Source organism: Opitutus sp. GAS368 (assembly GCF_900104925.1).
Classification (GTDB): Bacteria; Verrucomicrobiota; Verrucomicrobiia; order Opitutales; family Opitutaceae; genus Lacunisphaera.
In genome coordinates, this window is sequence record NZ_LT629735.1 from 1,525,686 (window position 1) to 1,537,563 (window position 11,878).

9 protein-coding genes are annotated in these 11,878 nt (G+C 66.9%); 7 read left to right on the top strand and 2 right to left on the bottom strand.

Annotation, left to right across the window (positions count from 1 at the left end; translation table 11 throughout):
- The first annotated feature begins 5 nt into the window (after positions 1 to 5).
- The 7 genes from rrtA (at position 6) to BLU29_RS06470 (ending at position 8,148) form a co-directional block, all read left to right on the top strand.
- Positions 6 to 623 carry a rhombosortase gene (gene rrtA / locus BLU29_RS06440; RefSeq protein WP_091056051.1) on the top strand — a complete coding sequence of 206 codons (618 nt, stop codon included), beginning with the start codon at positions 6 to 8 and terminating at the stop codon, positions 621 to 623.
- A complete protein-coding gene (locus BLU29_RS06445; RefSeq protein WP_091056053.1) occupies positions 623 to 1,879 on the top strand; it encodes an MFS transporter in 1,257 nt (418 codons plus the stop codon). Before rrtA ends, BLU29_RS06445 begins: the two co-directional genes overlap by 1 nt.
- Positions 1,876 to 4,014, top strand: coding sequence for an AMP-binding protein (locus tag BLU29_RS06450; RefSeq protein WP_091056055.1), 2,139 nt, complete (start codon positions 1,876 to 1,878; stop codon positions 4,012 to 4,014). Before BLU29_RS06445 ends, BLU29_RS06450 begins: the two co-directional genes overlap by 4 nt.
- Before the next feature lie 71 nt (positions 4,015 to 4,085).
- A complete protein-coding gene (locus tag BLU29_RS06455) occupies positions 4,086 to 4,742 on the top strand; it encodes a hypothetical protein (RefSeq protein ID WP_091056056.1) in 657 nt (218 codons plus the stop codon).
- A 12-nt stretch (positions 4,743 to 4,754) separates the two neighbouring features.
- A complete protein-coding gene (locus tag BLU29_RS06460; protein WP_091056058.1) occupies positions 4,755 to 6,521 on the top strand; it encodes a histidinol-phosphate aminotransferase family protein in 1,767 nt (588 codons plus the stop codon).
- Between the two features lie 45 nt (positions 6,522 to 6,566).
- On the top strand, positions 6,567 to 7,262 hold the full coding sequence (locus BLU29_RS06465; protein ID WP_091060966.1) for an alpha/beta fold hydrolase: 696 nt from the start codon (positions 6,567 to 6,569) through the stop codon (positions 7,260 to 7,262).
- Positions 7,263 to 7,335: 73 nt separating this feature from the next.
- Positions 7,336 to 8,148, top strand: a complete 813-nt coding sequence (locus BLU29_RS06470; RefSeq protein WP_091056059.1) for an arylamine N-acetyltransferase — start codon at positions 7,336 to 7,338, stop codon at positions 8,146 to 8,148.
- 3 nt (positions 8,149 to 8,151) lie between these two features.
- On the opposite strand, the gene BLU29_RS06475 is transcribed toward BLU29_RS06470, so the two are convergent.
- Both BLU29_RS06475 and BLU29_RS06480 read right to left on the bottom strand, forming a co-directional pair.
- The gene (locus tag BLU29_RS06475) at positions 8,152 to 8,958 is read right to left on the bottom strand and encodes a transglutaminase family protein (protein ID WP_091056061.1); all 807 of its coding nucleotides are present in this window, start codon (positions 8,956 to 8,958) and stop codon (positions 8,152 to 8,154) included.
- A gap of 133 nt (positions 8,959 to 9,091) precedes the next feature.
- Positions 9,092 to 11,680 (bottom strand): TonB-dependent receptor, encoded by a 2,589-nt coding sequence (locus BLU29_RS06480; protein ID WP_172830226.1) that lies wholly within the window; start codon positions 11,678 to 11,680, stop codon positions 9,092 to 9,094.
- Positions 11,681 to 11,878 lie beyond the last annotated feature (198 nt).

Genomic DNA, 11,878 nt, shown 5'->3' on the forward strand with positions numbered 1-11,878 from the left:
CACTGATGAAATCCTTCCGCCCAGTCCTGCTGCTCGCGGTGTTGCCGGCGATTCTGCTTTGGTTCACCCCGGCCACCCACGGCGCGCTCCTCTACGATCGCACCGCGATCCTCCGGGGCGAGTGGTGGCGGCTGTGGACCGGGCATTGGGTGCACTTCTCCTTCTCCCATCTCGCTTGGAACCTGGCCGTCCTGCTCGGCGCCGGCACCTGGCTGGAACACCTGCGGCCGGGCTGGCTCCTCCGCTATATCTTAATCGGCTCGCCCTTGATCAGCCTGGGGCTGCTGGTAGGAGAACTCACGATGCACACCTACGGCGGCCTGTCCGGCCTGGCCACGGGGACCATCACTTTGCTCGCCCTGACGCAGCTCGCCCAGACCGGCACAGCGCGGGTGTGGTGGGCCGGCATGTTGGCGCTGATCGTGGCCAAATGCGCCTTCGATGCCAGTCACACGCAGGCGCTGTTTGCGCAATTCGACTCACCCGACATCCGGCCTTCCACCCTGGCGCATATCGCCGGCGCCGGGACCGCGCTGGTCTTTTTCCTGTCGCGGCCCATCCGGTTTTGTCTTCCGCTGGGGCGGGCCGTTCGCTCTGCCTCGCCACCCTCTGCCGTTTCCTGATGAAACCGAACCGCAACTACCTCCTCCTGCTCGCCGGCCAGTTTCTCAGCGCCTTTGGCGACAACGCTATCCTCGCCGTCATCGTCGGCCAGCTCACCTACCTGCAGAAGGCGGGCGCGATCACCGCCGAGCAGCTGCGCACGAGCAACACGATCTACACGAGCCTGCTGTTTGTGCCGTATGTGCTGCTCGCCCCGCTCGCCGGTTACCTCAATGACCGCTTCGCCAAGACCATGTGGCTCGTCGGCGGCAACGCGCTGAAGCTCCTCGGCACCGGCCTGTGCGCCCTGAGCGTGTGGTTTGGCCCCACCTGGCAGGGCCTCGGCTACCTCGTGGTCGGCATCGGCGCGTGTTTCTACGGTCCGGCCAAATACGGCATCCTGCCCGAGATCCTGCCGCGCGAACGCCTCGTCAAGGCCAACGGCACGGTCGAGCTGCTCACGCTCGTCGCGATTCTCAGCGGCTACATCACCGGCTCGGCGCTGGCCGATGTCTTCAAAGACCGCGTGCTTGTCTCCTACGGCGTCCTCGGGGTGCTCTTTGGCACCGCGCTGCTGCTCAACTTCCTGATGACGCCCACGCCGCACAAGCCCGACATCCGGCTCGGCGAAAGCATCGGCGAGTTTACCGGCCACCTGCGCGACCTGCTGGCCGGCGCCCGGCTCCGGCGCGTGATCGTAGGCACGGCGCTCTTCTGGGTCTGCGGCGCCGCAATGAAGATCAACTTCCAGCCCTGGGGCCTCGAGGTGCTGCACTTGTCGGACAACACCCAGATCGCATTGCTCAGCGCCTGGCTCGCGGTGGGCATCATGCTCGGCAGCATCCTCGCCGGGCAGTTGCACGCGGTCGGCGACCTGAGCCGCGCCAAGACCTACGGTTTCGCCCTGGCCGCGATGCTGGCACTGCTGTCCACGGTCAATACGCTCGGTTTCTGGCGCACGCCGGTCGTTCAGCTCGGGCCGTTGCACCTGGTCGTACCGGTCGTGCTGCTGCTCATCGCCACCGGCGTGGCCGCCGGATTGTTCCTCATCCCGCTCAACGCCGCACTGCAGGCCGAGTCCGACCCGGCCAAGCTCGGCAAGACGATCGCCGTGCAGAACCTCGGCGACAACCTCGGCATGCTGCTGGCCGGCGCCTATGTGTTCGCCGGCGTGAAGGTCGGGCTCAGCTCCAGCGGCGTGTTCCTCGGCCTCGCCCTCGGCGTCGCCGCCATCGTGGCCTGGATGAAATTCGCGGCCAAGCCCGTCTCACCATGAAAGCGCTGCTCCGCCTTATCGCCCGCCTTTGTTTCCGGTTCCGCGCCTACAACACGGCGGCGCTGACGACGCCCGGCCCGGTGCTGCTCGTGCCGAACCACGTGTCCTGGCTCGACTGGCTCTTTCTGGCGGCGGTGCTCGGCGACGACTGGAAGTTCGTCACCTCCAGCACGACCGCCCAGACGAGCTGGCTGCACCGGAAGATGATGATCAATGCGCGCACCTTCCCGGTGGACAACGCCTCGCCCTATGCCGTGCGGGACATGGCTGAACATCTCAAACAGGGCGGCCGTCTTGTGCTCTTCGCCGAGGGCCGGATCACGCTCAGCGGCAGCCTCATGAAGGTCTACGACGGCACCGGCTTCCTCATCCGCCAGACCAACGCCAGGATCATCACCTGCTACCTGCGCGGCGCCACCCGCGTGCGCTTCGTCCGGCACCACGGCTGGACCCGCTGGTTTCCGCGCGTCACGGCGCATTTCAGCGAAGCGCTGACGGCCCCGACGTTTGAAAACGTCTCGAACACGGTGGCCCGGCAGAAAATCACCACCTGGCTGCGCGATCGGATGACGCTGCAGCAATTCGAGACGGAAATGGAATTCGGCCCGCCCAATCTGCTCGCGGCCGTGGCCGAGACCGCCGCCAACATCCCCGGCCGCATCGCCCTCGAGGACGTCACCTTCCAGGAACTCACCTACCGCCGCCTGCTGGTCGGGGCCGACGTGCTCGCGGACGAATGGCGCCGCCGCCTCGGCCCGGTCACGGGTGAACGCGTCGGCGTGCTGCTGCCCAACGTCAACACCCAGCCCGTCACGCTGCTCAGCCTGTGGGCCGCGCAGAAGGTGCCGGCCATGCTGAATTTTTCCACCGGCATCCCGGTCATGCTGCTCTGCGCCCAGCTCGCGGGCCTGAAGCACATCGTCACCTCGCGGCAGTTCCTCGAGAAGGCGCGGCTCAACATCGCGCCGCTGGCCGAGGCGGGCATCGTCTTCCATTATCTCGAGGAGATCCGCCCCGGGATTTCCGGCTTCGCGAAGTTCGCCGCGCTCGCCCGGCACACCTGGAATTGCGGTGCCGGGCTGCGCGACACCCCGCTCGCCGCGGAGGATACGGCCGTCGTCCTGTTCACCAGCGGCTCCGAGGGCGTGCCCAAGGGCGTCGAGCTCAGTCATCGCAACCTGCTCGCCAACGTCCGCCAGGCCATCGCGGTCATCGACGTAACGGATGCCGACCGGTTCTTCAACGCGCTGCCCATGTTCCACAGCTTCGGGCTGCTCGGCGGCACGCTCTTCCCGCTCGTGCGCGGCTGCTACACCTTCCTCTATCCGTCGCCGCTGCATTACCGCGTCGTGCCGACGCTGGTCTACGACAAGACCTGCACGGTTTTGCTGGGCACGAACACCTTCCTCAACGGCTACGCGCGGAAGGCTCACCCCTACGACTTCAACTCCCTGCGCTACCTCATCGCCGGCGCGGAAAAGGTGCAGACCGCCACGCTCGACACCTGGGCGCGCAAGTTCGGCGTGCGCATTCTCGAGGGCTATGGCGCCACCGAGTGCAGCCCGATGATCAGCCTCAACACGCGCATGGAGCCGTCCATCGGTTCGGCCGGCCGCCTCGTGCCGGGTCTCGAGCACAAGCTGGAAGCCGTTGAAGGCGTCGAGGAAGGCGGCCGGCTGTTCGTGCGCGGCCCGAATGTCATGAAGGGCTACCTCAATCCCGATGCGCAGGTGAAGTTCGCCGCGCTCGGGGGCTGGTATGACACCGGCGACATCGTGCACGTGGACGTCGACGGCTACCTGCACATCCGCGGCCGCCTGAAGCGCTTTGCCAAGGTCAGCGGCGAGATGGTCAGCCTCACCGCGGTCGAGGACGCGCTCGCCGGCGCCTTCCCGCAGTTCGGACTCCGCTGCGCCGTGGCCGTAATCACCCGGCCCGATGAGGACAAGGGCGAGAAGCTCATCGCCGTGACCAACGAACCGAAGCTGCAGCTCGCCGATCTGCGCGCCGCCATCAAGGCGAAGGGGCTCAGCAATCTCTGCGTCCCGCGCGAAATCACCGTCGTGCCGAGCATCCCCAAGCTCGGCACCGGCAAGACCAACCACCGCGAACTCGAAAAACTGATCGCCGCCTGACCCGGTTTTAGACCCCTCAAGGCTACCGCCTTGCCCATTTTTCCCCGTCAACCTCAACCCAACCACGTCCCATGAATGCCTTCGTCTTCCTTCCGCCGCGTCCCCGCCGCGTGCCGCTCTGGTTGAAAGTCGCCTACACCGCGTTCCTTGCCGTGCTGATCCCGGTGTATTGGGCCAACTACGGCCCGACCAACTTCCTCTACTTCTGCGATGTCGCCCTGCTGCTCACCCTGGTGGGTCTCTGGACGGAAAGCCCCCTGCTCTCCTCGCTGCCGGCGGTCGGTATCCTGCTGCCCCAGGCGCTGTGGTGCACGGACTTCGCCGCCCACCTGCTGGGTTGGAAGCTCACCGGCATGACCGACTATATGTTCGACCGGAACCGTTCGGTCTTCCTGCGCGGCCTGTCGCTGTTCCACGGCTGGCTCCCCTTCCTCGTGTTCTATCTCGTCCGCAAGCTGGGCTACGACCGCCGCGCTTTCCTCGGCTGGACGCTGCTCAGCGTGGGCCTGTGCCTGGCGGCGTATTTCTTCCTGCCGGGCGCCGGCGCCGTGCTCGCGGATCCCAAGACCCCGCGCAACGTGAACTATGTCTTCGGCCTGAGCGACGCCCAGCCGCAGCGGCTGCTGCCGGCCTTCGCCTACCTGTGGGCGTGGATCGCGGCGCTCATCGGCCTAGTCTACGTGCCCACCCATTTCGTGCTCAAGAAGACCTGCCCGGTCGCCAACTGAATCCCACCCGCCATGAGCCCGACCGCCACCCTGTCCCGCCGACCCGCGCAAATCTTCTCCTTCCCGCAGACCGAGGCCACCTACGTGCTCGGCCTGGCCGACGCGGAGGACCGCGAGGAGATCTTCCGCCTGCGCCACGAGATCTACGCCCGCGAGCTCGGCCAGCACGCCGTGAACCACGCCGGCGCACTGCGGGATGCGCTCGACACGGTGAACATCTACCTGACCGCCCGCTGCGGCCCCGAGATCGCCGGCTTCGTCAGCATCACGCCGCCGCGCGCACCGTCGTTCTCCGTGGACAAGTATTTCGCGCGCAGCAGCCTGCCGTTTGCCTTCGACGACCGGCTCTACGAGGTCCGCCTGCTCACGGTGCTGCAGCCGCACCGCGGGCGCGAGCTGGCCACGCTGCTCATGTATGCCGCCTACCGCTGGGTCGAGGCCCACGGCGGCACCCGCATCGTCGGCATCGGCCGGCGCGAGGTCATGGACCTCTACCGCCGGGTCGGCTTGGAGCCGGTCGGGCTTTCCACCCAGTCAGGCGCCGTCACCTACGACCTCGTGCTCGGCACGATCACCGGCCTGCGGCAGCGCACCATGGAGTTTTCCCCGCTGCTGGCGCGACTCGAGGCCCGCACCGCCTGGCGGCTGCCGTTCCCGTTCCGCCAGCCGGCCAGCTGTTTTCACGGCGGGGCGTTCTTCTCCGCCATCGGCGAACAATTCGACACGCTCGAACGCCGGCACGACATCATCAACGCCGACGTGCTCGACGCGTGGTTCCCGCCGGCCCCGGGCGTGACCGACACCCTGCAAGCCCACCTGCCCTGGCTGCTGCGTACCTCGCCGCCAACCGACTGCGCCGGCCTGATCGAAACCCTCGCGGCCGCCCGCGGCGTCGCGCCGGAAAACATCCTGCCGGGCGCCGGTTCGTCCGACCTGATCTTCCGCGTCTTCCGCCATTGGCTCACCGCGGACTCGCGCGTGCTGATCCTCGACCCGACCTACGGCGAATACTCGCACGTGCTGGAAAAGGTCATCGGCTGCACCGTGGACCGGTTGCCGCTCGACCGGGCGAAGGGCTACGCGGTCAATCTCGCGAAACTCGAGGCCGCGCTGGCCCTTGACTATGACCTGGTCGCGCTCGTCAACCCGAACAGCCCGACCGGCCGGCAGGTGCCCCGCGAAAAACTGGAGGCCGTGCTGCGCACGGCCCCGTGGCACACCCGCGTCTGGATTGATGAGACCTACGTCGAGTATGCCGGGCCGGGCCAGTCGCTGGAAAAATTCGCCGCCGCCTCGGAGAACGTGATCGTGGCCAAGTCCATGTCGAAGGTCTATGCGCTCAGCGGCGCCCGCGCCGCCTACCTGTGTGCCGGCCCGCACCAGCTCGAGGCCTTGCGTGCCATCACCCCGCCGTGGGTCATCGGCCTGCCGGCCCAGGTCGCCGCCGTCCGCGCCCTGCAGGATCCGGCCTATTATGCCGCCCGTTATCGGGAAACCGCCGCGTTGCGCGAATCGCTGGCGCGGGAATTGCGCACCCTCGGCTGGGACGTGCTGCCCGGCATCGCCAATTTTCTGCTGTGCCACCTGCCGGTGAACAGCCCGGACGCCGACACCCTCGTGCGCCTGGCCCGGGCCGAGGGGTTGTTCCTGCGCGATGCCGTCCGCATGGGCGCCCGGCTCGGGCCGCGCAGCATCCGTATCGCCGTCAAGGACGCCGCGACCAACGATCGCATGCTTGAAGTTCTTCGCACGCTCTGCCCGCCCGGTTCAAGGGCCTGAGCCGCTCGCCTCACTCGCACCATGTTCGGCCGGTCGCTTTGCCTTATGCTCGCACTCGCCCCCTGCGCCCGTTCTCTCGCATCGACCGAGCACGTCATTCTGCTTCATGGACTCTGTCGCACGAGCCGCTCGATGCAGCCGATGGCGGACGCACTGCAAGCGGCCGGCTACGTCGTCCACAACGTTGACTATCCCTCGCGCACGGCGCCGATCGAGGAACTCGCCGCCCGGGCCATCGCTCCCGCCGTCGCAGCTTGCGAGAGGGCCGGCGCATCCCGGATTCACTTCGTCACCCACTCGCTCGGCGGCATCCTCGTGCGCGAATATCTCGCCCACCATGCGCTGCCGGCCCTTGGCCGGGTCGTCATGCTCGGTCCGCCGAACCAGGGGAGCGAAGTCGTCGACGGGCTTGGCTCCTGGCGGTTCTTCGCCGCGATCAACGGTCCCGCCGGCCGGCAGCTCGGCACCGGCACCGACTCTGTGCCCAACCGGCTTGGTCCGGTGACTTATCCCGTCGGCGTGATCGCCGGCCGCCATTCCATCAATTGGATCAACAGTCTGCTCATCCCCGGACCTGACGATGGCAAGGTCTCCGTCGAGCGGACGCGGGTGGCCGGCATGACCAGCCACCTGGTGCTGCCGTGCTCCCATCCTTTTCTGATGCGCGACCGGACGGCGATCCGCCAGGCGGCCCATTTTCTGGCTTACGGCCGGTTTCAAGACCTGCCGCCATCTCCATGACAATTTCCGGGAAATTTGCCGTTACACTAATCGGTTGGTGGCACGGCACCCGGAAATATGCCACGGTCAGGCCATGGTCCCCGACCTCGACGCCTACTTCGCCCGCATCGGCTACACCGGCCCGCGCACGCCGGTGCTCGAGACGCTGCACGCCATCGCGGCGCACCAGGCCGCGGCGATTCCGTTCGAGAATCTCGACGTGTTGCTCAACCGGCCGCCGAAGCTGGACCCCGCGTCGCTCGAACAGCAGCTCGTGCACGCGCGACGTGGCGGCTATTGCTTCCAGCAAAACGGCTTGCTGCTGCACGTGCTCGGCGCGCTCGGGTTCAACGTCACGCCGCTCTCCGCGCGCGTGCGTCTGCAACGGGCCCGCGACTTCATCCCGCCGCGCACGCATCTTTTCGTGAAAGTCGACCTCGACGGTGCGCCGTGGGTGGTCGACTGCGGTGTCGGCAGCTTTTCGCTCACCGCCGCCATCCGTCTCGAGGAAAACACCGAGCAGGCCACGCCCCATGAGCCGCGGCGCTTCGTGCGCGAAGGCGGCGTCCTCATGCATCAGGTCAGGGTGGTGAACGACTGGGTGGATGTCTGCGAGTTCACCGGCGAGGAGATGCCGCTCATCGACCGCGAGCTGGCCAACTGGTGGACGAGCACAAACCCCGAATCAAATTTCCGCCAGCGCCTGACCGCCGCGCGCGCCGGCCTGGACGGCACACGCCGGAGTGTTCTCAATCGTGAGTTCACCCACCGGCGCGGCGCCGAGATTCTCGAGCAGCGCGTGATCGCCACCCCCGAGGAACTGCTCACGGTGCTCGCTCAGCACTTCGACCTGCATTTCTCCGCCGACACGCGCTTCGGTCCGCCCGGCTCGCTGTGGCCGGCGTGAGGCTCAGCCCGCGGCCTGGGCGGGCGGCGGCAGGATCTTCGCGGTGGTCACGCGCACGGGGGTCATCTGCACCTTGCCGAAGATGGTGGTGAGCGCCGCATTGGTGGCGTCGCGACCGCGCGCGATGATCACGATCTCGTCGGGCGGGATCTGGTCGGTGGGATCGAAGAGATACCACTGGCCGCCAAGGTAGGCCTCGAAGCAGGCGTGGAAGTTCATCGGGTCGAGCCCGGCCGCGTAGCCGCCGATGTAGCGCGCGGGGATGTTGAGCGCCCGGCAGAAGGCGATGGCGAGGTGCGAGTAGTCGCGGCACACCCCCTTGCGGCCCTGCCACACCTCCCACGCCGAAGTGCGGCCGTCGGTCGAGCCGATCGCGTAGGTGAGGTTGGCGTCGAGCCAGCGGCAGATCTCGCGCACCTGCTCGGCCCGGTTTTCGGTCTGGCCAAAGAGTTCCCAGGCCAGCTGCGCGAACCGGTCGCTTTCACAATAGCGGCTGGGCAGCAGGTAGGTGAGCACCGTGAGCGGCAGGCGGCCGGGATTGTCGGCCTTGACCTCGGCCGGCAACACCGGGCGGGTGACCTCGACCTCGGCGGCGTAGCGCACCTCAAACGGCCCCGCTGGCGCCTCGGCGCGGACGACGCGGTTGCCCTTCGACGTTGAGACCTTCTCCGGCACGACCTCCGGCGTGAACGTCAACGACTCGTCGAGCAGGCGCTGGTGGGCGTCAGTGTTGGCGAGGACGTTGAAGGTGAAGTGCGCGGTGGGGGACAGGACCTGGTAGTCCAGCGCGCAGCCGACGGAGAGGATCATGGCGCGCCCACAGTGCGCAGCCGGGCCCCGTCGGCAATCTCCCGTCGCGTTATACCGTCCAACCCGCTGGTGGACCGGAAAATAAAAAGGCGCGGACCGGGTGGTCCGCGCCTTGAAGATGACCCGGCCGAACTCAGTATTTGAAGCTCAGCTTGCCGTAGTAGAACGCGCCGTTGAAGCCGAAGGGCGAGATGCCGCTGTAGGGGAAGATGCCGACGTTGTCGGCCCCGTTGAAGGCCACCCCGTTGACGACCTTTGAGCGGATGTTCTGGTCGGGATAAACGTCGAACAGGTTGTTCGCGCCGATCGAAACGGTGATGTTCTTGCTGTAGTGGTAGGTCACATCCAGGTCGGTGAGCCACTTGGCGCCGAAGGTCTGGATGATCTGCTGGTTGGCGGTGGTGCCGCCGACCGCGCCCGGGACCGCCGGCGCGAACGAGACATCATACCCCGGCGTGAGCGCGTCGATCTGCGCCTGCGTGGCGCTGGCAAACTGCACCGCCGAGACCTCGCCATAGCGCACCTCGCGCGCCAGGATGGAGAACTTGCCGATTTCCCAGGTGGTCGAGAGGTTGAGGTTGTCGCGCGGCTGGCCCTTCTCGAGGCGGGTGGTCTCGGTCAGGTCAAACAGCGGCGTGGTGGTGATGGCCGCGAGGTTGGCCGGGGCCTGCTTGATCTTGTCGGCCTTCGTCGTGTTGTGGTTATAGCCGGCGGTGAACGTGAACTTGCCCGCGTCGGTCGTCTTCCACGTGTAGCGTCCGCTGACGTCAAGGCCCTTGGTCGTGGTGTCGACCGCGTTGGTGAAGTAGCGGCCGCCGCCGATGCCCGTGATGCCCTGGGTGGCGAGCAGCGCGATGACGGAGGCGCCGGTGAAGTTCGAGGACAGCACGATGCGGTCCTTGATCTTGATGTCGTAGTAATCGATGGAGGCCGAGAACCCGGTCTTGGTGTTCCAGGTGCCACCGAAACTGTAGTTGGTCGACTTCTCCGGGGTGAGCGGTTTGGCGCCCAGCGCGACGGCGGCCGGATTGCTGACCGGGAAGGTCAGGATGTCGAAGGGCACGCCGCCGATGAAGTTGGTGGCGGTGGAACTGAACCACTCCTGCGCGAGGTGCGGGGCCCGGAAGCCCGTGCTCACGGAGCCGCGCAGGGCCAGCGTGTCGGTGACCTCGACCCGGGTGGCGAGCTTCACGGTGCTGTTGTTGCCGAAGTCGCTGTAGTCCTCGAAGCGGCCGGCCAGGTCGACCAGCCACTTGTCGGTCAGGTTCTGCTCGAAGTCGAGGTAGACGGCCTTGGAGTTGCGGGTGTGGGCGCCGGCGTCGGTGGGCTTGAAGCCCGGGAACACCTGCGCGCCGACCGCACCGAGGTTGCCGTTGGACGGGCCGCCGATGATGGTCATGCCGCCGTTGATGTAGGAGTTGGGCTCGCCGGCGGTGATGGTGTATTTCTCGGCGCGGAACTCCGCGCCGGTGGCGAGCTTCAGCGGGGTGGCCAGGCCGGCGTTGAACGAGTTGGTCAGGTCGAGGTTGGTGGTCGACTGGTCGAACTTCAGCCGGCCGTCGTAGAAGGCGGTCGGGCTGGCGTTGCCGAGCGTGACATTTTCCGAGTTCGACGTGCGGTAATCCAGGATGTTGGTGCCATAGGTGGTGCTGAGGTCGTAGTTCCAGTCGGTGGCCTTGCCCTTGACGCCGCCGCCGAAGGAGTAGTCCTTGACCACGGTATCAATGAAGGGAAGGAAACCGTCGGGCCAGATGGCGCGGATGGTGCGGTCGTCACCGGAACGGCGGAAGAACCCGGCGCCATTGGCGTGGCGGTCGCTGGCGCCGCCGAAGAAATAGAGGTCCATGCCGTCGGCCAGCGGGTAGTCGCCGTTGAACCAGATGCCCTTGTCCTTGGTCTTCGGGTCGCCGAAGCGGTGGTCGATGCGGTTGACGGTCGCCTCGCGGGGATCGAGCGTGCCGTTCGACGGGCTGAGGCCGGTGCCCGAGCCGTAGTTGCCGGAGGGCAGCACGGGGAGTCCCGTCGTGGTGCTGATGCCGAAATACTGCTGGCGCGTATCCGGCTGGATCCGGTTGGTGGCGCCATGGTCGCGCAGGTAGAGGCTGACGAAGAGCGAGCCCTTGTCCCCGAGCGCGGTGCCGGCAAAGGCATCGAGCTTGTAGTCCGCGCCGTCGCCCACCTTGGTCTTGCCGTAGCCGAGGTTCAGGCCCCAGCCGGCGTCCTTGCGGAGGATGACGTTGATGACGCCGGCGATGGCATCCGAGCCGTATTGGGCGGAGGCCCCGTCACGCAGCACCTCGATGCGCTCGATCATGGACGCCGGGATGGCGTTGAAATCCGTCGAGACCGAGCCGCGGCCGATGGAGCCGTTGAGGTTGACGAGCGCGCTGGTGTGGCGGCGCTTGCCGTTGATCAGCACGAGCGTCTGGTCGGGGGCGAGGCCGCGCAGCGTGGCGGGCCGGATGTGGTCCGTGCCGTCGGTGAGGGACGGACGCGGGAAGTTGAACGAGGGGATGTTGGCCTGCAGCATCTGGCTGGTCTCGTTGTAGCCGCCCTGCTTCATCTCGGTGCCGCTGATCACGTCGATCGGCACCGGCGACTGGGTCACCGTGCGGTCGTTGAAGCGGGAACCCGTGGCGACGAATTTCTCCAGCTGGACGACTTCGTCCTTGGGGGCGGCGGCGGTCGTCTGGCCGAAAGCGGCCGTGGCCGTGGCTAACAAGGCGAGAGACGCGAAAACGCGCATCCGCCGCGGGCCGGCTCGGTGAGCGGCCCGGGAATCAGACATCTTGGTATTCATACGGTGTTAAGGAAGAACGCTCAGCCTGCTTACAGGCCGGTTAGGTGGTCGGTTATTCAATAGCCAACCCTCCGTCCGAAACAAGTGATATCATCCGGCGGGGCCGGTCGCGGCGTTTGT

What these genes read in the sequence shown, in the direction of transcription:
- rrtA (WP_091056051.1), top strand. Translation starts at nt 6, where the DNA reads ATGAAATCCTTCCGCCCAGTCCTGCTGCTCGCGGTGTTGCCGGCGATT.
- BLU29_RS06445 (WP_091056053.1), top strand. Translation starts at nt 623, where the DNA reads ATGAAACCGAACCGCAACTACCTCCTCCTGCTCGCCGGCCAGTTTCTC.
- BLU29_RS06450 (WP_091056055.1), top strand. Translation starts at nt 1,876, where the DNA reads ATGAAAGCGCTGCTCCGCCTTATCGCCCGCCTTTGTTTCCGGTTCCGC.
- BLU29_RS06455 (WP_091056056.1), top strand. Translation starts at nt 4,086, where the DNA reads ATGAATGCCTTCGTCTTCCTTCCGCCGCGTCCCCGCCGCGTGCCGCTC.
- BLU29_RS06460 (WP_091056058.1), top strand. Translation starts at nt 4,755, where the DNA reads ATGAGCCCGACCGCCACCCTGTCCCGCCGACCCGCGCAAATCTTCTCC.
- BLU29_RS06465 (WP_091060966.1), top strand. Translation starts at nt 6,567, where the DNA reads ATGCTCGCACTCGCCCCCTGCGCCCGTTCTCTCGCATCGACCGAGCAC.
- BLU29_RS06470 (WP_091056059.1), top strand. Translation starts at nt 7,336, where the DNA reads ATGGTCCCCGACCTCGACGCCTACTTCGCCCGCATCGGCTACACCGGC.
- BLU29_RS06475 (WP_091056061.1), bottom strand. Translation starts at nt 8,958, where the DNA reads ATGATCCTCTCCGTCGGCTGCGCGCTGGACTACCAGGTCCTGTCCCCC.